General features: G+C 69.2%; 23 protein-coding genes and 1 tRNA gene. 14 read left to right on the top strand and 10 right to left on the bottom strand.

From position 1 onward, the window contains the following. Positions 1-31: 31 nt before the first annotated feature. From hflX to D580_RS0103750, 7 genes are all read right to left on the bottom strand, one after another. Entirely contained in the window at positions 32-1330 is a 1299-nt protein-coding gene (gene hflX / locus D580_RS0103780) for a ribosome rescue GTPase HflX (protein WP_026289683.1), read from the bottom strand. 44 nt (positions 1331-1374) lie between these two features. Continuing rightward, entirely contained in the window at positions 1375-1617 is a 243-nt protein-coding gene (gene hfq, locus D580_RS0103775; RefSeq protein ID WP_012637476.1) for an RNA chaperone Hfq, read from the bottom strand. A 131-nt stretch (positions 1618-1748) separates the two neighbouring features. After that, positions 1749-2699, bottom strand: coding sequence for a tRNA (adenosine(37)-N6)-dimethylallyltransferase MiaA (gene miaA / locus D580_RS0103770; RefSeq protein ID WP_018953101.1), 951 nt, complete (start codon positions 2697-2699; stop codon positions 1749-1751). A gap of 131 nt (positions 2700-2830) precedes the next feature. Continuing rightward, positions 2831-4642 (bottom strand): DNA mismatch repair endonuclease MutL, encoded by a 1812-nt coding sequence (gene mutL / locus D580_RS0103765; RefSeq protein ID WP_018953100.1) that lies wholly within the window; start codon positions 4640-4642, stop codon positions 2831-2833. A gap of 124 nt (positions 4643-4766) precedes the next feature. Beyond that, positions 4767-6149, bottom strand: a complete 1383-nt coding sequence (locus tag D580_RS0103760; protein ID WP_018953099.1) for an N-acetylmuramoyl-L-alanine amidase — start codon at positions 6147-6149, stop codon at positions 4767-4769. A 300-nt stretch (positions 6150-6449) separates the two neighbouring features. Then, positions 6450-6926: a tRNA (adenosine(37)-N6)-threonylcarbamoyltransferase complex ATPase subunit type 1 TsaE gene (gene tsaE, locus D580_RS0103755; RefSeq protein WP_018953098.1), complete on the bottom strand. Its 477-nt coding sequence runs from the start codon at positions 6924-6926 to the stop codon at positions 6450-6452. Next, the gene (locus D580_RS0103750) at positions 6923-8395 is read right to left on the bottom strand and encodes a bifunctional ADP-dependent NAD(P)H-hydrate dehydratase/NAD(P)H-hydrate epimerase (RefSeq protein WP_018953097.1); all 1473 of its coding nucleotides are present in this window, start codon (positions 8393-8395) and stop codon (positions 6923-6925) included. Before D580_RS0103750 ends, tsaE begins: the two co-directional genes overlap by 4 nt. 237 nt (positions 8396-8632) lie before the next feature. Between D580_RS0103750 and queG the strand changes: the two genes are divergently transcribed. The 6 genes from queG to D580_RS0103720 all read left to right on the top strand — a co-directional run bounded on the left by queG (position 8633) and on the right by D580_RS0103720 (position 15949). Beyond that, positions 8633-9721, top strand: a complete 1089-nt coding sequence (gene queG, locus D580_RS0103745) for a tRNA epoxyqueuosine(34) reductase QueG (protein WP_018953096.1) — start codon at positions 8633-8635, stop codon at positions 9719-9721. Positions 9722-9901: 180 nt separating this feature from the next. Then, entirely contained in the window at positions 9902-11872 is a 1971-nt protein-coding gene (locus tag D580_RS0103740; RefSeq protein ID WP_018953095.1) for a putative bifunctional diguanylate cyclase/phosphodiesterase, read from the top strand. 78 nt (positions 11873-11950) lie between these two features. Then, positions 11951-13438, top strand: a complete 1488-nt coding sequence (locus D580_RS0103735; RefSeq protein WP_018953094.1) for an SLC13 family permease — start codon at positions 11951-11953, stop codon at positions 13436-13438. Positions 13439-13529: 91 nt separating this feature from the next. Then, on the top strand, positions 13530-14213 hold the full coding sequence (locus tag D580_RS0103730) for a hypothetical protein (protein ID WP_018953093.1): 684 nt from the start codon (positions 13530-13532) through the stop codon (positions 14211-14213). 10 nt (positions 14214-14223) lie between these two features. Beyond that, entirely contained in the window at positions 14224-14676 is a 453-nt protein-coding gene (locus D580_RS0103725; protein ID WP_026289682.1) for a YcgN family cysteine cluster protein, read from the top strand. 283 nt (positions 14677-14959) lie between these two features. Further along, a complete protein-coding gene (locus D580_RS0103720) occupies positions 14960-15949 on the top strand; it encodes an NAD(P)/FAD-dependent oxidoreductase (RefSeq protein WP_018953091.1) in 990 nt (329 codons plus the stop codon). A 3-nt stretch (positions 15950-15952) separates the two neighbouring features. Here the strand turns inward: D580_RS0103720 and D580_RS0103715 are convergent, their stop codons facing one another. Further along, positions 15953-16621, bottom strand: coding sequence for a glutathione S-transferase family protein (locus D580_RS0103715; protein WP_018953090.1), 669 nt, complete (start codon positions 16619-16621; stop codon positions 15953-15955). A gap of 184 nt (positions 16622-16805) precedes the next feature. Here D580_RS0103715 and D580_RS0103710 point away from each other — a divergent pair, with 184 nt between their 5' ends. Both D580_RS0103710 and D580_RS0103705 read left to right on the top strand, forming a co-directional pair. Then, complete coding sequence (locus D580_RS0103710) at positions 16806-17183, top strand: RNA-binding S4 domain-containing protein (protein WP_018953089.1); 378 nt, start codon at positions 16806-16808, stop codon at positions 17181-17183. Between the two features lie 175 nt (positions 17184-17358). Further along, entirely contained in the window at positions 17359-17814 is a 456-nt protein-coding gene (locus tag D580_RS0103705) for an NUDIX domain-containing protein (protein ID WP_018953088.1), read from the top strand. Positions 17815-17852: 38 nt separating this feature from the next. Here D580_RS0103705 and D580_RS0103700 read toward each other — a convergent pair. After that, a tRNA-Glu gene (locus D580_RS0103700) sits at positions 17853-17928 on the bottom strand. A 43-nt stretch (positions 17929-17971) separates the two neighbouring features. Here D580_RS0103700 and pcnB point away from each other — a divergent pair. The 6 genes from pcnB to panD all read left to right on the top strand — a co-directional run bounded on the left by pcnB (position 17972) and on the right by panD (position 22672). After that, the gene (gene pcnB, locus D580_RS0103695) at positions 17972-19366 is read left to right on the top strand and encodes a polynucleotide adenylyltransferase PcnB (RefSeq protein WP_018953087.1); all 1395 of its coding nucleotides are present in this window, start codon (positions 17972-17974) and stop codon (positions 19364-19366) included. Continuing rightward, positions 19363-19866 (top strand): 2-amino-4-hydroxy-6-hydroxymethyldihydropteridine diphosphokinase, encoded by a 504-nt coding sequence (gene folK, locus D580_RS0103690; protein ID WP_018953086.1) that lies wholly within the window; start codon positions 19363-19365, stop codon positions 19864-19866. The genes pcnB and folK overlap by 4 nt, the downstream gene beginning before the upstream one ends. Then, a complete protein-coding gene (locus D580_RS0103685; protein ID WP_012637459.1) occupies positions 19863-20513 on the top strand; it encodes a deoxynucleoside kinase in 651 nt (216 codons plus the stop codon). The genes folK and D580_RS0103685 overlap by 4 nt, the downstream gene beginning before the upstream one ends. A gap of 34 nt (positions 20514-20547) precedes the next feature. After that, a complete protein-coding gene (panB, locus tag D580_RS0103680; RefSeq protein ID WP_018953085.1) occupies positions 20548-21363 on the top strand; it encodes a 3-methyl-2-oxobutanoate hydroxymethyltransferase in 816 nt (271 codons plus the stop codon). A 5-nt stretch (positions 21364-21368) separates the two neighbouring features. After that, complete coding sequence (gene panC, locus D580_RS0103675) at positions 21369-22229, top strand: pantoate--beta-alanine ligase (protein WP_018953084.1); 861 nt, start codon at positions 21369-21371, stop codon at positions 22227-22229. Positions 22230-22291: 62 nt separating this feature from the next. After that, complete coding sequence (gene panD, locus D580_RS0103670) at positions 22292-22672, top strand: aspartate 1-decarboxylase (RefSeq protein WP_018953083.1); 381 nt, start codon at positions 22292-22294, stop codon at positions 22670-22672. Between the two features lie 61 nt (positions 22673-22733). Here the strand turns inward: panD and D580_RS0103665 are convergent, their stop codons facing one another. Then, positions 22734-22928 carry a hypothetical protein gene (locus D580_RS0103665; protein ID WP_012637455.1) on the bottom strand — a complete coding sequence of 65 codons (195 nt, stop codon included), beginning with the start codon at positions 22926-22928 and terminating at the stop codon, positions 22734-22736. Positions 22929-22952: the final 24 nt, after the last annotated feature.

Below are 22952 nucleotides of genomic sequence, written 5' to 3'. Positions count from 1 at the left end.
AAAAACGCCGACCAGCAGGCCATCCGTGACGTCAGGCGACCTGGCGCGCGTCCGCCTGCAGTTCCGGTATGAACCCGCTGTCGCGGAAAAGTTCTTCGAAGCGCCGCCGGGGCAGACGGATGTGCAGGCGCAGGCCGCCGTCGGGCTGGACCTCCTCGCCCAGCACCGCCTGCATGCGATACAGGCCGGCACGCTCGCGACCCGCCGAGGGCGGCAGGCTGATCCATCCCTGTACCAGGGACTCGGCGAAGCGGTTGGCCAGCCAGTCCATGAGCAGCCCCACGCCCTCGCCGGTGCGCGCCGAGAGATACACCCGCGCCGGTTCGCCGTGGGCAGCCTCCACCAGGTGGGGCTGCACCTCGGGCAGGGCATCGATCTTGTTATACACCAGGATGCGCGGCACCTCCGCGGCGCCGATCTCCTCGAGCACGCTGTTGACCTGCTGGATGTTGTCCTCGCGCCGGGGGTCGGCGGCGTCCACCACGTGCAGCAGCAGGCTCGCCTCCCGGGTCTCGGTCAGGGTCGCCTTGAAGGCGGCCACCAGGTCGTGGGGCAGCTGACGCACGAAGCCCACGGTGTCCGCCAGGATCACGGCCTGCTGGTCCGGCAGGTCGACACGGCGCAGGGTGGGGTCCAGGGTGGCGAACAGCTGGTCGGCGGCGTACACGCCGGCGTTGGTGAGCCTGTTGAACAGGGTGGACTTGCCGGCGTTGGTGTAACCCACCAAGGACACGGTGGGGATCTCGGCCCGGCGCCGGGACTGACGCCCCTGCTCCCGCTGGGCCTCCACCTTCTCCAGGCGACGCAGGATCTGCTTGATGCGCCCGGCCAGCAGCCGGCGGTCGGTCTCGAGCTGGGTCTCGCCCGGGCCGCGCAGACCGATACCGCCCTTCTGCCGCTCCAGGTGGGTCCAGCCACGCACCAGGCGGGTGGACATGTGGCGCAACTGGGCCAGCTCCACCTGCAGCTTGCCCTCGTGGGAGCGGGCGCGCTGGGCGAAGATGTCCAGGATCAGGCCGGTGCGGTCCAGCACCCGGCACTTGAACAGGCGTTCCAGGTTGCGTTCCTGGCTGGGGGAGAGTTCGTGATCGAAGATCACCACCTCGGCACCCTGGGCCTCCACCTGCTCGCGGATCTCCTCGGCCTTGCCGCTGCCCACGAACAGGCGCGGGTCCGGGCTCTGGCGGGGACCGGTGATCAGCGCCACGGGCTCGGCGCCGGCGGAATTCACGAGTTCGGTGAACTCGCCGCAGTCGTCATCCCGGGGGCTGTCCGGCAGGTCCATGTGGACGAGCACTGCGCGCTCGCCCTGCTTCGGTCTTTCAAACAATGGCGGTCTCTTTGAGGGTCATGGGCCTGCCGAGGCGGAAGACCTCAGTCTTCCGGCTGCATGTCCTCGGGCATGGCCAGTTTCACCGGCCGGGAGGGCACGATGGTGGAGATGGCGTGCTTGTAGACCATCTGGCTGACGGTGTTCTTCAGCAGCACCACGAACTGGTCGAAGGAATCGATCTGGCCCTGCAGCTTGATGCCGTTGACCAGGTAGATGGACACCGGGATCCGCTCCTTGCGCAGCGCGTTGAGGAAGGGTTCTTGTAAGGTCTGCCCTTTTGACATGAGCGTACTCCTTGAGTCTCGTGGATGTGGTGTTTTGGGCTCTGCCGAATCCGGGCAGAGGCGGGATTTGCACCCAAAATCAGCTCTTTTTGCAGTCTAGCATAGGGTCGCAAAATGCGACGTCGATTGTTTCACGGCCCGGCGCCTGCCTGGATCGCTTCCAGATAGGCCCGGACCCGGGCCACCACGGTCGCGGGGTCCAGCTGCTCCATCTCCAGGGCCTCGATGCCCGGGTAGCTGCGCAGCCAGGTGAGCTGCCGCTTGGCCAGCTGCCCGGTGGCGACGATGGCCTTGCGGCGCATGGTCTCGAAATCCATCTCGCCGGCCAGATAGGCCCAGACCTGCCGATAACCCACGGCGCGGATGGCCGGCAGAGAGGGATTCAGATCCTCCCTCCGATATAAGGTCTCGACCTCGCGAATCAAGCCCAGTTCCAGCATTTGATCGAAACGCCGGGCAATCCGTTGCCGAAGCGCCGCCCGGTCGGCGGGGATCAGGGCCAAGCGCAGCAGCCGGTAGGGCAGCGTCGATGCATCTGCCCCCCCGTGGAAGGCGGACAGGGGACGTCCGGTGAGCAGGTAGACCTCCAGGGCCCGCTGCAGACGCTGGGGGTCGTTGGGGTGGATGCGCGCGGCGGATGGGGGGTCCACCGCCGCGAGACGGGCATGGATCGCCTCCCAGCCCGAGGCGGCCGCCTCGGCCTCGATCTGCGCTCGGACCTCGGGGTCCGCCTCGGGCAGCCGGTCCAGGCCGAATTCCAGGGCACGGAAATACAGCATGGTGCCGCCCACCAGCAGGGGCACCCGGCCCGCCGCGGTGATCTCGGCCATGGCCGCCAGGGCATCCTCCCGGAAGCGTGCCGCAGAGTAGGCCTCGGCGGGATCGAGGATGTCGATGAGGCGATGGGGCGCCTGGGCCTGGATCTCCGGCCCCGGCTTGGCGGTGCCGATGTCCATGCCCCGGTACACCAGGGCGGAATCCACGCTGATGATCTCGCAGGGCAGGCGCCGCACCAGCTCCACCGCCAGGTCGGTCTTGCCGGAGGCGGTGGGGCCCATGAGGAAGATGGCGGGGGGATGCATCGTGAGGCGTGAGGCGTGAGGCGTGAGGCGTGAGGCGTGAGGCGTGAGGCGTGAGGCGTGAGGCGTGAGGCGAAGAGTGTACGCGAAGCCATCGCCTCACCCCTATCCCCTATCCCCTATCCCCTCACGCCTCACTGTCCGCGCATGAACAATTTATCCAGCTGCCCCATGCTCAACTGCACCCAGGTGGGGCGGCCGTGGTTGCACTGGCCGCTGCGCTCGGTGGCCTCCATGTCCCGCAGCAGGGCGTTCATCTCCGGCACGGTGAGCTGGCGGTTGGCGCGCACGGAGCCGTGGCAGGCCATGCCCGCCAGCAGCTCGTTGACGGTCTGCTCCACCCGGCTGGACTCGCCGTGGGCGAGCAGGTCGGCGAGCACGTCGCGCACCAGGGTCTCGGTGTCGGCCCGGGCCAGCAGGGTGGGCACGGCGCGCACCCGCAGTTGCTCGGGTCCGATGCGCTCCAGTTCGAAGCCGAAGCGGGTGAAGGCCTCGGCATCGCTCTCCACCCGGTCCGCCTCGCGCGCACTCACGTTCAGGGTGGCCGGTACCAGCAGGGGCTGGGACTTGAGCCCCTCGCCCCAGTAGCCGCGCTTGAGGCGCTCGTAGGTGATGCGCTCGTGGGCGGCATGCATGTCCACCAGCACCAGGCCTTCGGCGTTCTGGGCCAGGATGTAGACCCCGTGCAGCTGCGCCAGGGCATAGCCGAGCGGCGGCAGTTCCTCGGCCTCGCGCTCGGACGCCATCTCCGGGGACAGCGGCATGGCCGCCGGCGCGGCAGGTATGTGCAGGCTCCCGTAGGTCTCCATCACCTCGGCCACCCGCAGGCCGAGCCCGGACTGGCTGGGGCGCCAGGCTGAACCGCCCCAGCCACCCCCGGCACGTGACTCCGCGGCCGGATCCCGCTCGGGGGTTTCAAGCCGCGCAGGCGCCACCGCCTGGCCCGGGCGCAGCCCCGCCAGCACCCGGTGCAGGCTGCGGAACAGGAAGTCATGCACCAGGCGCGACTCCCTGAAGCGCACCTCGTGCTTGGCGGGATGGGCGTTGACGTCCACCAGGGCGGGATCCAGCTCCAGGTACAGCACGAAGGCGGGGTGACGCCCATGGAACAGTACGTCCTGGTAGGCCTGGCGCACCGCGTGGCTGATGAGCCGGTCGCGCACCATGCGTCCGTTCACATAGAAGTACTGCAGATCCGCCTGGCTGCGGGAATAGGTGGGCAGGCCCAGCCAGCCGGACAGGCGCAGCCCCGCCGCCTCGTGGTCAATGCGCAGCACCTGGGTGGCGAAGGCCTCGCCGCAGATGGCCGCCACCCGCTCCAGCTGGCCCGCCTCGTCGCTGGCCGGCGGCAGGCGCAGGCCCGGTTTCTGGTTGTGGGTCAGCTCGAAGCCCACCCCGAAGCGGGACAGGGCGATGCGCCGCACCACCTCCTCCAGGTGGCCGAACTCGGTGCGCTCTGCGCGCAGGAACTTGCGCCGAGCGGGCACGTTGAAGAACAGGTCCTTCACGTCCACGGTGGTGCCCTGGGGATGGGCCGCGGGCATGGGTGCCTCGAAGCGGTCACCGCCGTCGCCCTGGATGGTCCAGCCGCTGTCCGCCCCCGGGGTGGCCGAGGTGAGCGTCAGGCGCGAGACCGAGGCGATGCTCGGCAGGGCCTCGCCGCGAAACCCCAGGCTCGCCACCCGCTCCAGGTCCTCGAGGCTCGCGATCTTGCTGGTGGCATGGCGTGACAGGGCCAGGGAGAGTTCTTCCGGCGGGATGCCCGTGCCGTCATCGCGGATGCGGATGCGCCGCACCCCGCCCTGCTCCACGTCCACCTGGATGCGCCGGGCGCCGGCGTCCAGGCTGTTCTCCAGCAATTCCTTGACCACCGAGGCCGGACGCTCCACCACCTCACCAGCGGCGATCTGGTTGATGAGCTGGGGGGGGAGTTGGGAAATGGGCACGGAATGAAAGTGAGAAGTGGGAATTTGGAAATGGGAAGTGTAACCCAAGTGAGACCATCGACGCGGCGGCAAAATCCTCGACGCAGGCCTTCATTCCCAATTCCCAATTCACACTTCGTACTTCTTAGCTGTCCCTTCTCGGAATCACCAGCACCTGACCCGCATGAATGCGGTCGTTGGACAGGTTGTTGTGCTCGCGCAGCTCGTTCAGGGAGACCTGGTAGCGGCTGGCGATGGTGGACAGGGTCTCGCCGTTCTGGATCACGTGGCGGCCACGGCGGGTCTCGGCCAGGATGGTGCCCGGCGGGGCGTGGTTGCTGAAATAGGAGCGCAGGCCGCCCATCAGGGCCTCGGCCAGGGACTGCTGGAAGGCCGGGGTGCGCAGCTTGCGCTCCTCGGCGGGGTTGGAGATGAAGGCGGCCTCCACCAGCACCGAGGGGATGTCCGGGGACTTGAGCACGGCGAAGCCGGCCCGCTCCACGCGGCGGCTGCGCACCTTGCCCACCCGGTGCAGGTCACCGATCAGGGAGTCGGCGAGGGTGGCGCTGGCCTCGATGGTGCCGGTCTGGGACAGATCCAGGAGCACCGAGGCGAGCACGTCGTCCTTGTCGTCCAGCTTCACGCCGCCCACCAGGTCGGCGGCGTTCTCGCGCTCGGCCAGCCAACGGGCGGCCTCGCTGGTGGCGCCGCCCTGGGAGAGGATATACACGGAGGAACCCTGCACCCGGCGGTCCGGGGCGGCATCGGCATGGATGGAGATGAACACGTCGGCGCGCTGGTCCCGGGCGCGGCGGATGCGATCGCGCAGGGGCAGGAAGTAATCGCCGGTGCGGATCATCACCGGCTTCATGCCCGGTTCCCGGGCCACCAGGCGCTCCAGGCGCTGGGCGATGGCCAGCACCACGTCCTTCTCCCGGGTGCCGCCCTGGCCCACGGCGCCGGGATCCCGGCCGCCGTGGCCGGCATCGATGGCCACCACCACCTCGCGCAGGCGGGGCGCGGGCTGATCCATGGAACGTGTCGGCTGCTGGGGCTGCGGGGAGGGCGCGGAGACCAGGGCACTGCCCTGACGCTGCAGGTCCACCACCAGACGATGACCGGCGCCCTCGCCGGGACGCAGGACGAAACTGCGCGGGTTGGCCTGGGCGCGCAGGTCCAGCACCACCCGCAGGTCGGTGTTGTTGCGCGGCGCGTAGCGCAGGCGGGAAACCACGGAATCGGGTACGGAGGGCACGACCAGGTCCCGGGCGCTGGCGCCCTGGATGTCGATCACCACCCGGTGCGGGTCGGTGAGGGTGAACAGGCTGTGTTCCACGGGACCGGTGAGGTCGAACACCAGCCGTGTCTGGCCCTCGTGGGCGGACAGTCGGATGCCCTGCACCTGGTGATGACGGCCGGAGGCCAGCAGCACACCCGGGGCCATCACGGACGCGGCCGTCATGCCGGAGGCGCGCAGCAGCTCCAGCAGAAAACGGCGTCTCGGATATCCCTGGTTGGACTGGCTCACGACGGACTCCCGGTGGATTTCAGGCCCCCTGGCCATAGTGTGACCCAACGCGCGCAAAATGCAAGGGGGATTTTTCAGTCAATCCATGCAGATAGAGAAATCTTTTACTGCCGTTTATCAGATCCCTGAAGCGCCTCGAGAAACTTGAATCTTGCCGCAGAGGCGCGGAGGCGCAGAGATGATGCCTCGTAAACCCGTGAGCACTTGGTGTCCGCCTAGGAGGAGCGATCCAGTGAGACGAACCTCGTCAACAGACATGGCGTTCCCCCTAGTTCGCTGAGACCTCTGTACCCTCTGCGGCTAACCCTCTGTTTTCACGAACTTATCCAGCCACACACGCCCCGTCTCACTGAGCGCCTCGATCCGGGCCTCCCGGCCCTCACCGGCCACCGTCAGCCGGATGGCGAGATCCGGGGTCTTGAGCACGCCCTCGCCCCGTTCGGGCCACTCCACCAGGCACAGGGCCTGGCCGTCGAAGTAGTCATCCAGCCCCAGGTAGTCCAGTTCCTCGGGGTCGGCCAGGCGGTAGAGGTCGAAGTGGTGCACGTCCAGGCCGGCCAGGCGGTAGCTTTCCACCAGGGTATAGGTGGGACTCTTAACCGCGCCTGAATGCCCCAGGGCCCGCAGCCAGCCCCGGGTCAGGGTGGTCTTGCCCGCCCCCAGGTCGCCGGTGAGGTGCACCACCCTGCCGCCCTCGGGCCTGCTGACGGCCAGACGCGCCCCCAGGGCCATCATGGCCTGTTCATCGGGCAGGTAGAGGCAGTGTTCGGTATTCATGGATTGACAACCTCGCGCAGTTCAATAAGGAGATCCGAGGCCAGCAGCCCCCGTTCACCCGCCCGGGCCGCCCGGTCGGCGGCCTCGGCATGGATGCAGACACCGAGGCGGGCGGCCTGGACCGGGGACAGGCCCTGGGCCAGCAGGCCGGCGATGATGCCGGTGAGCACATCGCCCATGCCGCCGCTGGCCATGCCCGGGTTGCCGCCGCTGCAGATGGCGGTGCCTTCGGCGTCCCGGATCACCGTGCCCGCCCCCTTGAGCACGCACACGCCGCCATAGCGGGCCTGGATCTCCCGGGCGGCGGCGATACGGTCCGCCTGTACCGAGGCGGTGTCGCGGCCCAGCAGGCGGGCCGCCTCGCCGGGGTGGGGGGTGAGGACCCAGTCGTCACAGCGCGCGCCTTCCTGGGCCAGCAGGTTCAGGGCATCGGCATCCAGCACCAGGGGCAGGCCCGTCTCCAGCAGGCGGCCCAGCAGCGCCCGGCCCCAGTCCCCTTGCCCCAGGCCCGGCCCCACCGCGAGCACCGTGGCCCGGGCCAGCAGGGGCGAGAGATCGGCGGGCGTGGCGACCCCGCGCACCATCAGCTCCGGTCGCGCCAGGGGCAGCAGGGGGGCGTGATCCGGATGGGTGGCCACGGACACCAGCCCCGCCCCGGTGCGCGCCGCCGCCTCCCCGGCCAGGCGCACGGCCCCGGGCATGCCCCGGTCACCGCCCACCACCAGCACGTGCCCGAAGTGCCCCTTGTGGGCGCTGCGGGGGCGGCGCCCGAGCCGCTGGATGCAGGCGGCATCCAGGCGGGTGGCCGCGGGGGGCCGGTCCCGGTAGACCGCCTCGGGCACGTCCAGGCCATGGAACACCACCGCCCCGCAGCAGGCCGGCCCCTCGCCGGTGAACAGGCCGGTCTTGAGGCCGATGAAGCTCACGGTCACGGCCGCGCGCACCGCCCTGCCCAGCACCGCCCCGGTGTCGGCATGCAGCCCCGAGGGGATGTCCACCGCCAGCACCGGCAGGCCGGTGGCATTGATGGCATCGATCAGCCCGCCCAGGGCGCCCTCCACGGCCCGGTCGAGCCCGGTGCCCAGCAGGGCATCCACCAGCAGCTCCGCCTCGGGCCAGGGCGCACCCCCGGACAGCGGCTCGCCGCCCGCCTGCACCCAGTCGGCCCGGGCCCGGGCGACATCGCCCTTCAGGCGCCCCGGATCACCCGCCTCCAGCACCCAGCAGCCGAGCCCTGCGGCCCGGGCCAGACGGGCGATCACGTAGCCGTCGCCGCCGTTGTTGCCCGGCCCGCACAGCACACCGATGCGCCGGGCATCGGGCCAGCGCTCACGCAGCAGGTCGAAGGCGGCCTGTCCGGCGCGGGTCATGAGGGTGTAGCCGGGCACGCCGTGATCCTCGATGGCGCGCCGGTCCAGTTCGCGCACCTGTGCGGCGGTGTAGAGATTTTCGGGAAGCGATGGTTGCATGCCCAGATTATCGCCGGTCGTGGTCCGCGAATGAACGCAAATGGACGCGAATGAAGTTTTGAGTAGTGAACCACGAAGGACCGAATGACTTTTTCATACGTCTTCTTTGGCGCCCTTCGCGCATACCTTCGCGCCCTTCGCGGTTTGGCTTTTCAACTTCATTCGCGTCCATTTGCGTTCATTCGCGGACCCGTTTGCTGTCCCGGCGTTTCTGACCGCCGGCGATCCGCATAAGCTATGCCCATGACCGCAAGACTAAGCAACGCGCAGGCGGGGGAACTCGCCCGTCAGATCAAGGCCTGGGGCCTGGAACTGGGCTTTCAGCAGGTGGGCATCAGCGACACCGACCTGGACGAGCACGAGTCCCGGCTGATCGCGTGGCTCGATGCGGGGCGCCACGGGGAGATGGACTACATGGCCCGTCACGGCACCAAGCGCTCGCGCCCGGCGGAGCTGCACCCGGGCACCCTGCGGGTGATCTCGGTACGCATGGATTACCAGCCTCCGGAGGCCCGGGAGTCCTGGTCGGTGATCCACGACCCTGCCCTGGGCTTCGTCTCCCGCTACGCCCTGGGGCGGGACTATCACAAGGTGCTGCGAGCCCGCCTGCAACAACTGGCCACGCGCATCGAGGCCGAGATCGGCCCCTTCGGCTACCGGGCCTTCGTGGACAGCGCCCCGGTGCTGGAGAAGGCCCTGGCGGAGAAGGCCGGGCTCGGCTGGATCGGCAAGCACACCAACCTGCTGTCCCGGGAGGCGGGCTCCTGGTTCTTCCTGGGCGAACTCTACACGGACCTGCCCTTGCCCCCGGACCCGCCCGGGGAGGCCCACTGCGGCACCTGTACCGCCTGCATCGAGGTCTGTCCCACCCGGGCCATCGTCGCCCCCTATGTGCTGGACGCCCGGCTGTGCATCTCCTACCTCACCATCGAACTGAAAGGCACCATCCCCGAGCCCCTGCGCCCGCTGCTCGGCAATCGCATCTACGGCTGTGACGACTGCCAGCTGGTGTGCCCCTGGAACCGTTTCGCCCGGATCAGCGCCGAGCCGGACTTCCGCGCCCGGCACGGCCTGGACAGCCCCGACCTGGCGGAACTGCTGTCCTGGGACGAGGCCACCTTCCTGGCCCGCACCGAGGGCAGCGCCATCCGGCGCATCGGCCATGAACGCTGGCTGCGCAACGTGGCCGTGGCCCTGGGCAACGGCGAGGCCACCGCGGACGCAATCGCTGTTCTCGAATCACGAACAAGCCACCCATCGCCTCTCGTCAGTGAACACGCGAACTGGGCCCTGGCGCGCCTCAGGGCCAGGCAAGAATCCCCATGAAATCAATCTACTGACGACCCTCCGCCAGACCCAGGGCGCCTCCTCCGCCAGACCTCGCCACCTATCGGTCCATCACTGCCACGTATCGTGACAGTTCTGTGACTGCCATCTCAATATTTGATAATATTAGGAATTTTGCGTTTGCCAATTCTGGGCCGCGCAGGCGGCAGGCAGGACCCCATGCCGGTTCGTCATCCTGGCACCCCCATCCTCCCCACTCGCACGCGCCTGCGCGCGGCCGTCCTGGCGGGCTCGCTGTTTCCCTGGGCTCAGGCCTCGGCAGGGGATGTGTTCTGGCATCTGCACGGCCCCGCCGGCCCCTGGTTCTGGCCCGTGGTGCTGGGCGGTCTGCTGGTGTTGTTGTTCGGCGCCCTGGGCCTGCACAACCGCCTACTGCGCCGCCAAGTGGCGGAACACACCCGTGCCCTGCGGGAGGCCAATGCCACCCTGCGTGCCGAGCGGGACTTCTCCCAGTCCATCCTCAACGCCTCACCGGCCTTCTTCGTGGCCATCGACACAGAACACCGGGTGCGCCTGATGAACCCGGCCATGCTGCGCGCCCTGGGCTATAGCGCCCGGCAGGTGCAGGGCCACCCCTTTGCCAGCCTGTGCGTGCCCGAAGAGGAACGCGAGGCCCTCCACGCGGTGTTCCAGCACATGCTGCGCACCGGCCACCCCATCCAGCACGAGAGCCACGTGGTGGCCCGGGACGGCGAGCGCCTGCTGGTGGAATGGCATGGCAACACCGTGCGCAACGGCCAGGGTCAGGTGGAGTACTTCTTTGCCCTGGGCCTGGACATCACCGAGCGCCGGCGCACCCAGGCCCAGCTGGAGCACATCGCCCACTACGACCTGCTCACCGGCCTGCCCAACCGCACCCTGCTGCAGAACCGCATCTCCCACGCCCTGGACGTGGCCCGGCGCCGGGACCGGCAGGTGGCCATCCTGTTCCTGGACCTGGACCGCTTCAAGGTGGTCAACGACAGCCTGGGGCACGCCTACGGCGACGAGCTGCTGCGCCAGGTCTCGGATCGACTGCGCCGGCGACTGCGGGAGGAGGACACCCTGGCCCGCTGGGGCGGCGACGAGTTCATCGTGCTGGTGGACGAGGTGGACGACCCCCAGGGCCTGTCCCTGCTGGCCGAGGGCATCCTCGCCGAACTGGCCGAGCCCTACCGCCTGAGCAACGGCCAGGAAGTCTTCGTGGGCGGCAGCATCGGCATCAGCCTCTACCCCGAGGATGGCAGGAGCGCCGAGCAGCTCATCATGAAGGCGGACACCGCCATGTACCAGGCCAAGGACCAGGGGCGTTCCAATTACCAGTTCTACACCAGCGCCCTGACCCTGGCCGCCAACGACCGCCTGGCCCTGGAGACCAGCCTGCGCCACGCCCTGGAGCGGGAGGAATTCACCCTGCATTACCAGCCCCGGGTGCGCACGCAGGACGACGCCATGATCGGCGTGGAGGCCCTGGTGCGCTGGCATCATCCCGACAGGGGCCTGACCCCGCCGGACGCGTTCATCCCCATGGCCGAGGAGACCGGACTGATCACGCCGCTGGGCCTGTGGGTGCTGCGCACCGCCTGCCGCCAGGCCCAGACCTGGATGCGGCTCTACGGCGCGCCCATCCACATGGCCGTGAACCTGTCCATGCGCCAGCTGCGCCAGCCGGACCTGATCAGCCAGATCGACGCCATCCTGCGCGACACGGGCCTGCCAGCCGGCAGCCTGGAACTGGAACTGACCGAATCGGTACTCATGGCCGGCGACGGACGCACCCTCTCCGCCCTGGCGGAGCTCAAGGCCCTGGGCGTGCGCCTGGCCATCGACGACTTCGGCACCGGCTACTCCTCGCTCGCCTACCTGAAGCGCCTGCCCATCGACGCCCTGAAGATCGACCGCAGCTTCGTCTCCGACATCCCCCACGACGTCAGCGACATGGCCATCGCCGCCACCATCATCGCCATGGCCCGCACCCTGGGGCTGGAGGTGGTGGCCGAAGGCGTGGAGACGCCCGAGCAGCTGGCCTTTCTCAAGAGAGAGGGCTGCGACAGCTACCAGGGCTTCGGCTTCAGCCCGCCGGTGGATGCCCAGGCCATGACCCTGTGGCTGGACGGGCTCGCCCGCGAACACCGCATCGCCCGGGCCTGATCTCAGGCCCCCGGCTTGGACTTGCGAGGTCCGCAGGGCTCAGAATGGGGCCTGACACGCCGCCCCCTACGACGCGCCATGGCAGACCCCCAAGACCCCCAAGCCACCCCCGCCAGCCCGTCCCGTTCCCGCTGGCGCCAGCGGATCGGGCTGGTGCTGGGGCCGGGGCTGTTCGCGCTCATGCTGCTGTCCGGCCCGCCGGCAGGCATGGACCCCGCCGCCTGGCAGGTGGCGGCGCTCACGGCGCTCATGGCCACCTGGTGGGTCAGCGAGGCCCTGCCCATCCCGGTGACCGCCCTGCTGCCGGTGGGTCTGCTGCCCCTGATGGGCGCCGTGGACATCAATGCCGCCGCGGCCCCCTACGCCAACCCGCTGATCTTCCTGTTCCTGGGCGGCTTCATCATCGCCCTCGCCCTGCAGCGCTGGAACCTGCACCGGCGCATCGCCCTGCTGATCCTGTCCGCGGCGGGACAGCGCCTGGAACAGCTGGTGGCCGGCTTCATGGCCGCCACCGCGGGCCTGAGCATGTGGGTGAGCAACACCGCCACCGCCGCGCTCATGCTGCCCATCGGCATCTCGGTGCTGGTGCTGCTGGAGGAGCAGGGGGTGACCGAATCCGAGGGGCGCAACTTCGCCCTGGCCCTGCTGCTGGGCATCGCCTTTGCCGCCAACATCGGCGGCATGGCCACCCTGATCGGCACCCCGCCCAACGCCCTGCTGGCCGGCTACCTGGCCGACCACCACGACCTGCGCATCGGCTTCGCCCAGTGGATGGCCCTGGGCCTGCCAGTGGCCCTGACCCTGCTGCTGGTGTGCTGGTGGGTGCTGTGCCGCTGGGCCTTCCCCCTGCCCCGGCGGCGCATCGAGGGCATCGACGCCCTGATCCGGCAGCAGCGCGAGACCCTGGGGCCCATCACCGGACCCGAGCGCCGGGTGGCGGTGGTGTTCGCCGTGGTGGCCCTGGCCTGGCTCACCCGGCCGCTGCTGGACCGGCTCATCCCCGGCCTGTCGCTGACCGACCCGGGCATCGCCATCCTTGGCGCGCTGGCCCTGTTCCTGATCCCCGCCGGCGGCGGGCGGGACGAGAACCTGCTGCACTGGGACGCCACCCGCCAGCTGCCCTGGGGAGTGCTGGTGCTGGTGGGCGGGGGCTTGAGCCTGGGGGCGGCCATCGGCACCAGCGGCCTGTCCGATGCGGTGGCCCTGGCCCTGGGCGGGCTCGCCGCCTGGCCCGTGTGGGTGGTGGTGGTGGCCGTCGCGCTTACCGCCATGCTGCTCAGCCACGTCACCAGCAACACCGCCACCGCCGCCACCCTGCTGCCCCTGGCCGCCGCCCTGGCCGTGAGCCTGCGGGAAGACCCGCTGCTGCTCACGGTGCCCGTGGCCCTGGCCGCCTCCTGCGCCTTCATGCTGCCGGTGGCCACGCCGCCCAACGCCATCGTGTTCGGCAGCGGGCGCATCACGGTGCCGGACATGGTGCGCGCCGGCTGGCGGCTGAGCGCAGTGGCGCTCCTGGTGGTGAGCCTGGCGGTGCTGCTGCTGGCCCGGGTCGTGCTGGGCACGTGAGCCCGGCACGGCCGTTGGAGCCCCCTCGCCCCCGGTGCTACCATGCCGCCTCGACGCCGCGGCGCCCTCTTCGAATCCCTTCGGAAGTTGCATGAAAAAGTTCCTGCTCTATACCCTGCTGGCCGTGCCGGTGCTGTTCCTGCTCATGTGGTGGCTGGGCGGCACGCCCCGTGACACCGGCTACCAGGACCTGCCCTGGCAGGTGGAGGTCTCCCCGGACGGACGGACCGCCCGGGTGTTCGAGATCACCCTCGGCGAGACGCCCCTCAACGAGGTCCGCCAGAAGCTGCGCCTGCTGCCGAGCATCGGCCTGTTCACCCTGCCCGACGGCAGCCGCACCCTGGAGGCCTACTTCAGTTCCGTGAAGCTCGGCCCCTTCGAGGCCAACCTGGTCACCCTGCTGGATGCAGACGAGGCCTTCGTGGAACGCATCGTGGCGGAAGGCATCAGCAACCGGCCCATGCCCAGCGGCGCCCGGCGCCTGGAGCTGTCCGAGGCCATGACCGAGGCCGCCCTGGCCCTGCCGGTGCGCGAGATCACCTACGTGCCCCGGGCGCGCTACGACGCGGAGGTGGTGCTGCGCCGCTTCGGCGAACCGGCCCAGCGCCTGCCGGTGATGGACGGACGCCAGTACTGGCTGTACCCGGACAAGGGCCTGGTACTGATGCTCAACGACCGGGGCCGGGACATGCTGCACTACTCCCCGCCGTCGGACTTCGCCTCGGTGCGCGACCGCATCCTGCGGGGCGAGGGCCTGGAATCCCTGGTCCAGTAAGCACCCGCGCGTGAGTCAAGGCAGCGCCCCTTTCTGGGAGACCACGCCCCTGGCGCAGATGAGCCAGGCCCAGTGGGAATCCCTGTGCGACGGCTGCGGACGCTGCTGCCTGCACAAGCTGGAGGACGAGGACACCGGCGAGATCTACCACACCGCCGTGGCCTGCCGCCTGTTGGACCTCAACACCTGCCGCTGCAGCGACTACGCGCACCGCAAGCAGCGGGTGCCCGACTGCATCCAGCTCACCCCCGCCGACATCCCCGCCATCCGCTGGCTGCCGCCCAGCTGCGCCTACCGGCGGGTGGCGGAGGGTCGCGGGCTCGCGCCCTGGCATCCCCTGGTGAGCGGCGACCCGGACAGCGTGCACCGGGCCGGCGTCTCGGTGCGCGGCCGGGTGGTGAGCGAGGACGAGGGCGACCCCCTTGAGACACGCATCGTGGTGTGGCCGGGCCGGGACGTGTAAATTTGTCTGACAGGCCGTCACCGACGGCCTAGCCCGCATATCTCACCACCCTTCGTAGCGAGGGCGTCGAGATGCCGCTGTGACGGGGCGCGCGGAGCGCAAGACGGCGCCGGCGTAGCCGACACTACGTCAAGCCGGCTGAAGTGAGCACGCCCCGTCACAGCGCGCAGATCGGCGGCCGCAGTAGAAGGGTGGTGAGATATGCGGGCTAGGCGCGGGCACGAAGGGCAGGACAGCCCGACGGCACGAGCCACTGCCAGTGAAAAAACCAACAGGAGCGTGGATGTCCAACCCAGGGGAGCACGAGATCGCCATCGTCGGCGCCGGCATGGCCGGCATGTCCTGTGCCGTGGGCCTGGCCCTGGGTGACCGCAGTGCGGTGGTGCTCGAGACCTCGGGGCATCCGGGCGGGCGCATGGACGGCCTGCGCACCCAGGGCTTTGAATTCGACGCCGGCGCCCAGTACTTCACCGTGCGCGACCCGGTGTTTCGCAGCTACGTGGACACCTGGCTTTCGGGTCAGCGGGTGATGCCCTGGCGGGGCTGGGTGGTGGAACTGGACCGGGGGGACTTCATCAGCCGGGAATCCGCGGAACGCTACGTGGCCCAGCCGAGCATGGGCGCCCTGGTGCGCCACCTGGCGGAATTCTGCGACGTGCGCGAACACCAGGCCGTGGCCCGGGCCGATCGCGTCGATGGCCTGTGGCGGCTGCGTGACGGCCGGGGCGTGGAACTGGCCCGCTGCCGGGAACTGGTGCTCGCCCTGCCCGCGCCCATGGCCCTGGACATCCTCGGCGATGCCGCGCCGCAGGTGAGCACGCGCCTGGCCCACTTCGAGACCACCTCCTGCTGGGCGGTGATGCTGGGCTTCGACGCGCCCCTGCCGGTGCCCTTCGATGCCGCCTATGTGAACCAGTCGCCGCTTGCCTGGGTGGCGCGCAACAACAGCAAGCCGGGCCGGGTGCAGCGGGAGGCCTGGGTGCTGCACGCCACCCCCGAGTGGTCAGTCGGCCACGAGGACCTGAGCGACTCCGAGGTGCTGGCCCACCTGCTGCGGGCCCTGGAGACGGCCCTGGGCATCGAGAGCTTGGAACCGGTGTTCACCGAGGCGCGCTTCTGGCCCCACGCCGCCCCCATCCACACCCTGGGCGAGCCCTTCCTGCGCGACGCGTCCCTGGGCCTGTCCCTGTGCGGCGACTGGTGCCTGGCCCCCCGGGTGGAGGGCGCCTTCCTGAGCGGTCATGCCCTGTCCGAACGTCTGCTTCAAGCCTGACGGTCAGGCCTGACCGGCGAACATCTCCGGGCCGTAGCCGCCGCGCCGGCGCAGATAGGCCATGAGCCTGTCCTCGAAGTCCGCCGGCACCGAACCCCGCACCGCCTCCAGTCCGGCCAGCGCCTGCCACCAGCGGTGCAGGCGCGAATAGTCGTCATCATCGAACAGGCGGTGGCGGCGATTGAGGAGGTCGTAGCGCATCAGCAGCGGCGCGCAGGTGGAATCCACCAGGCTGAAGTGCTCGCCGTTGAACCAGGGCCCGTCGCCCAGTTTCTGCTCCAGGCGCGCGAGCTGCGCCAGCACCCGGTGATGGGCCTCCTCGAAGGCCTTGGCATCGCTGGCCACCATCAGCCCGTACTGGTCCATGATGCACTGGGAACCGTACTCCACCCAGCCCCGGTCCAGGGCCCGGGCCAGCGGCTCTTCCTGCTGCAGCCGCGGCGGGGTGATGTCGTCGACGAACTCGTTGATCACCGCCGATTCGAACAGCACCGTCTCCCCGTCCACGACCAGCAGCGGCACCTTGCCGAGCGGCGAGATCTCCAGGAACCAACCCGGCGGGTTCTCCAGGTCGATGTACTCGATGTCAAAGTCCACCTGCTTGTAGCGCAGGGTGATGACGCTGCGTTGCACGAAGGGACACAGGTCGAAGCTGACGAGTTTCAGGTGCATGGTCGTGGGGCCGGTGTGAGTGGAAAGATCCTCATCATAGCCGATGGTACTTGCGGCGAAAGGCGATTTGCCGCAGAGACGCGGAGGCGCAGAGGAATTGCGCAGGAACAAAACGTCTCTACTGGGCACAAAGGCACGCGATGCTATCCTTGCCACTTGCCACTTGCCACTTGCCACTGCCTTCATGGACTCACAACGCATCGACAAATGGCTCTGGGCCGCGCGCTTCTTCAAGACCCGGGCGCTGGCCGCCGAGGCGGTCAGCGGCGGCAAGGTGCACGTGGGCGGCGAGCGGGTCAAACCCGCCCGGGCGGTACGCCCCGGAGAGCACCTGCGCATCACCCGCGGGCAGGAGACCTGGGAGGTGGAGATCCTGGGGCTGAACGAACAGCGCCGCCCCGCCGCCGAGGCCCAGCGCCTGTACGTGGAGAGTCCCGAGAGCCGCGCCCGACGCGAGGCCGAAGCGGAACAACGCCGCCTGCTGCACGCCGCCACACCGCACATGGACCATCGGCCGGACAAGCGGGAAAGGCGCCAGTTGAGGAAACTCCTTGGGAAGTGAGAACGGGGAAGTGAGAACGGGGAAGTGAGAACGGGGAAGTGAGAAGTGGGAATCGGGAAGTGCGAAATGAAGTATGAAGTGGGAATTGGGAAGTAGGAAGTACAGGCTTTTCACTTCGCACTTCCCAATTCACACTTCGTACTTCCTGTCCCAATTCACACTTCGTACTTCACAGATGCGCCCCGTCACCCCCCTCATCGCCGTCGACCTGATCATCCGTCTGGCGGAAGACCCGCACACCATCGTGCTGATCGAGCGGCGCAACCCGCCTCATGGCTGGGCCCTGCCCGGGGGCTTCGTGGACGTGGGCGAGACCCTGGAGGCGGCCGCGGTGCGCGAGGCCCGGGAGGAGACCTGCCTGGAGGTGCGGCTGGAGGCCCTGCTGGGCTGTTATTCGGATCCGGCGCGGGATCCGCGCGGGCACACGGTGAGCGCGGTCTATGTGGCCAACGGTCGGGGCGAACCCCGGGCGGCGGATGATGCCCGCAATCTCAGGTGCGTGGATGCCCGCGACCCCGGCCTGCCCCTGGTGTTCGACCACGGAAGGATCCTGGCCGATTACCTGAGATGGCTCAAAACGGGAGAGGGAAAGAAACTCGGGGAAGACCGGATGACGGGTGGATCGGCCTGATTCATGCTTCGGCCTTCCACCTTCATCCTTGAAGAAAATGGCGCTCCCTAGGGGACTCGAACCCCTGTTTTCGCCGTGAGAGGGCGACGTCCTAGACCGCTAGACGAAGGGAGCGTAGTGACTACGCGTGCAGCAAAGCTGGTATTATAACCGGCCAATGGAGCAGCACAATACAGCAACCCCCAATCACGTCCCGTCCCCCGATGCCAGCCCGGCGTCGCCGGCGATCATTCCCCGCGCCGAACACGGGGTTTCCCGCGCCAACATCAGCAAGAGCGCCCTGAAGGTGCTCTACCGCCTGCGTGAGGCGGGCTTTCGCGCCTGCCTGGTGGGCGGCGGGGTACGCGACCTGCTGCTGGGACGCGAGCCCAAGGACTTCGACGTGGCCACCGACGCCCATCCCGAGCAGGTGCGCCAGCTGTTTCGCAACTGCCGGCTGATCGGCCGGCGCTTCCGCCTCGCCCACGTGCAGTTCGGCCGCGAGATCATCGAGGTGGCCACCTTCCGCGCCCCCCATGAGGTGCTCAACGGCGACGACGACGAGGAGTTCAACGGCGACGCCCTGGTGGAGGACGGTCGCATCATCCGCGACAACGTCTACGGCACCATCGAACAGGACGCCTGGCGCCGGGACTTCACCATCAATGCCCTGTACTACGACATCGAGGACTTCTCGGTGGTGGACTACGCCGGCGGCATGGCGGACCTGAAGGCCGGTGTGCTGCGCCTGATCGGCGACCCGGAGGTGCGCTTCCGGGAGGACCCGGTGCGCATGCTGCGCGCGGTGCGCTTTGCCGGCAAGCTGGGATTCCGCCTCGACACCGCCTGCGAGCAGGCCATCCCGCGCATGGCGGGCCTGCTGGAGGAAGTGGCCCCGGCGCGCCTGTTCGACGAGGCCATCAAGCTGTTCCACAGCGGCTACGGGCTGCAGACCTTCGAGATGCTGCGCCGCCACGACCTGTTCCGCTTCCTGTTCCCGGCCACCGAGGAGGCCCTGTCCCACGAGGAGCAGGGCTTCCCCATCACCTTCGTGGCCAATGCCCTGAAGAGCACCGATGCGCGCATCCAGGAGGGCAAAGGGGTCAATCCCGCCTTCCTGTACGCGGTCATGCTCTGGGAGCCGGTGCGCCGCCTGGCCGACCGGCTCATGGAGAACGGCGAGCTGCCCTGGCTGGTGGCCCTGCAGCAGGCGGGCACGGCAGTGCTGGCCGACCAGTGCGCCCACATCGCCATCCCCAAGCGCATCAGCCTGCCCATGCGCGAGATCTGGGAGATGCAACCGCGCCTGGAACAGCGCCGCGGTGCCCGGGCCCTGCGCCTGATGACCCACCCCCGTTTCCGCGCCGCCTACGATTTCTACTGCCTGCGCGCCCAGTCCGGCGAGGCCCTGGAAGAGGGCTGCGACTGGTGGACCCGCATCCAGGAGGTGGACGAGGCCGAACAGCGCCACATGGCCGGCATGGACCGCCCCGGCGGTGGTGGCGGCGGCGGACGGCGCAAGCGTCGCCGGCGGCCGCGCCGCTCCGATGGCAACCCCGCCGAACCCCAGTGAGCGGCGTACTGGCCTACATCGGTCTTGGCAGCAACCTCCAGGACCCCGTCGATCAGGTCGCCCGGGCGCTCATGGCCCTGGCCGACCTGCCCGAGACCCGCTGCGTGGCGCGCTCCGCCCTGTACGCCAGTCCGCCCATGGGTCCCCAGGACCAGCCCGACTACATCAACGCCGTCGCCTGCCTGTCCACGGCGCTTGCCCCCCGGGACCTGCTGGCCGGCCTGCAGGCCATCGAACGGGCCCACGGCCGGGTGCGTAACGGCACCCGCTGGGGACCGCGCACCCTGGACCTGGACATCCTGCTCTACGGGGGGCGCCAGATCCACGAGCCGGGCCTGAGCGTGCCCCACCCCGGCATCCCTGAACGCCCCTTCGTGGTCCATCCGCTGGCGGAGATCGCGCCCAGGGACCTGGTACTGCCCGGTCACGGCCCCCTGGCCCTGCTGCTCAGCCGCTGCCCGCAGGGCGACCTGCGTCGCCTGGAGCCCGTGCCCGAGTGAGCGAGAAGACGCCCTCCTACATCGTGGTGGAAGGCCCCATCGGCGTGGGCAAGACCAGCCTCGCCCGGCGCCTGGCCGAGACCCTCAACGCGGAGCTGCTGCTGGAGGCCCCGGAGGAGAACCCCTTCCTGGAGCGCTTCTACCAGGATCCCAGGGGCGCGGCCCTGCCCACCCAGCTGTTCTTCCTCATGCAGCGGGTGCGCCAGATGGCGGAACTGCGCCAGGGGGACATCTTCAAGCCGGTGCGGGTGTCGGATTTCCTCATCGAGAAGGACCGCCTGTTCGCCCAGGTGACCCTGGACGACGACGAGCACAGCCTCTACGAGCAGGTCTACAGCCAGATGACCCTGGACGCCCCCAAGCCGGACCTGGTGATCTACCTGCAGGCCCCGGTGGAGGTGCTCCTGGAGCGCATCGCCCGGCGCGGGCGGGGCTACGAGCGGCTCATGGACAGCGCTTACCTGCACCGCCTGAGCGAGGCCTACGCCAGTTTCTTCTATCATTACGAGGACGCGCCGCTGTTGATCGTCAACGCCAGCGGCATCGACTGGGTCAACCGCGACGAGGACTTCCAGCAGCTGCTGGACTTCATGCGCGGGGTGAGCGCCGGTCGCCACTACTTCAATCCCCTGCCCTTCGCGATGTGAGCGCAACGCGGACGGCCAGCGAACCAGAGACTCCATGAGCGTACACAGCCAACAGACCCGCATCACCACCCGCCGCCTGCAGGAGATGCGCGCCAGCCGCACCCCCATCGCCTGCCTGACCGCCTACGACGCGGGCTTTGCCGCCGTGCTGGATGCGGCCGGCGTGGACGTGGTGCTGGTGGGGGATTCCCTGGGCATGGTGGTGCAGGGCCTGGAGACCACCGTGCCCGTGACCCTGGAGCACATGATCTACCACACGAGCCTCGCCGCCCGGGGCACCCGGCGCGCCCTGCTCATGGCAGACATGCCCTTCATGAGCTACGCCAGCCCCGAGCAGGCCCTGGCCAATGCGGCGCGCCTGATGCAGGAAGGCGGCGCGCAGATGGTCAAGCTGGAAGGCGACGGCGCCCAGGAGGCGGTGGTGGCCAGCCTGTCGCGCCACGGCATCCCGGTGTGCGCCCACCTGGGCCTGCGCCCCCAGTACATCCACAAGCTGGGCGGCTACCGGGTGCAGGGTCGGGACAGCCACGCCGCCGAACGCATGATCCACGATGCCGTGGCCCTGCAGAACGCCGGTGCCGACCTGCTGCTGCTCGAATGCGTGCCCGCCCTGCTGGCCGCCGAGATCCGTGGCATGGTGGATATCCCGGTGATCGGCATCGGCGCCGGGGTGGAGTGCGACGGGCAGATCCTGGTGCTCCAGGACGTGCTGGGCATGACCGCCCGGCCGCCCAGGTTCGCCAAGGACTTCCTGGCCGAGGCGGGCAGCATCTGCGGCGCCGTGGAGGCCTACGTGAGCGCCGTGCGCGAACGCCGCTTCCCCGGTCCCGAACACGGCTTTTCGGCCTGACCCCCATGCTGACGGTGCACACCCGCGCGGCCCTGGCCGCGGCGCTCGACCCGTGGCGCCGCGCCGGCGAGCGCATCGCCCTGGTGCCCACCATGGGCAACCTGCACGCCGGCCACCTGGCCCTGATGCGCCGTGCCCGGGCCGAGGCGGACCGGGTGGTGGCCACCATCTTCGTCAATCCCCTGCAGTTCGATCGAGCCGAGGATCTGGCCGCCTATCCGCGCACCCTGGAGGCGGACGCCGCCGCCCTGTCCGGGGCCGGGGTGGATCTGCTGTTCGCCCCCCCCGAGCAGGAGGTCTATCCCCGGGGCCGCGACGGGGTTACCCGGGTGGAAGTGCCGGGGCTCGGGGAGGAGCTGGAGGGCGCACACCGGCCGGGGCACTTCATCGGCGTGGCCACGGTGGTGTGCAAGCTGTTTGCCATGACGCGCCCGGACGTGGCGGTGTTCGGCGAGAAGGATTTCCAGCAGCTGCTCATCATCCGCACCATGAACGCCGACCTGGACCTGGGGGTGCGCGTGCTGGCCGAACCCACGGTGCGCGAACCGGACGGCCTGGCCATGAGCTCCCGCAACGGCTACCTGGGCCCCGAGGACCGGGCCCGGGCCCCGGCCCTGCACGCCGCCCTCTCGGCCTTCGGCGAAGCACTGACACGGGGCGAGCGGGATTTTCCGGCCCTGGAGCAGGCCGCAAGGTCACAGATCGAGGCCGCCGGGCTGCGGCCCGAGTACGTCAGCCTGCGGCGCCGGCAGGACCTGGCCCTGCCCGGCCCCGGAGACCGGGAACTGGTGATACTGGCGGCCGCCTGGTGCGGCCCGGCGCGGCTGATCGACAACCTGCCCGTGGATTTGCCGCCCTCCGGCTGATCCCTCATAATGTGACCCCCGCGGCAAATTGCACGCGTCGCGCCCCCGGCGGGAGATATGACATGTTGCTGACCCTGCTCAAATGCAAGCTTCACAAGGCCACCGTGACCCACTCCGAGCTGGAGTACGAGGGTTCCTGCGCCATTGACGGGGATCTTCTGGACGCCGCCGGCATCCTGCCCTACGAACAGATCCAGATCTACAACATCGCCAACGGCGAGCGTTTCACCACCTATGCCATCCGCGCCGAGGCCGGCAGCCGGGTGATCTCGGTCAACGGCGCCGCCGCCCACAAGGCGAGCCCCGGCGACCGGGTGATCATCTGCGCCTACGGCCAGCTGCCCAGGGAAGAGGCCGCCCGCTTCCACCCGCGCCTGGTCTACCTGGACGCGGACAACCGCATCGTGCGCACCGGCAGCGACATCCCGGTTCAGGCCGCGTAACTGAAGTCGGAAGTGTGAATTGGGAAGTGGGAACAAAACCCCACTTCGCACTTCCTAGTTCTTACTTCCCACCTGGTTTCAGGCAGTCCTCCCGCCACAGACACCCCAGCTGGCCGCAGCTGTCCACATAATCGGTGCCGAAGCAGGCGAAGTTGCCCTCGGTGGTCTGGATGGTGCGGATCAACTCGGTCTTGTTGAGCTTGCCGGGCTTGATCTCCAGGCCCTTGGCGATTTCACGGATCGACTGTACGTTCATGCGTGGTTTCCCTCTGATGCACTG

This window comes from Thioalkalivibrio sulfidiphilus (assembly GCF_000377945.1).
Taxonomy (GTDB): domain Bacteria; phylum Pseudomonadota; class Gammaproteobacteria; order Ectothiorhodospirales; family Ectothiorhodospiraceae; genus Thioalkalivibrio_A; species Thioalkalivibrio_A sulfidiphilus_A.
The sequence above is the reverse complement of the archived record's forward strand: the minus strand, read 5'-3'. Positions and strand labels throughout refer to the sequence as shown.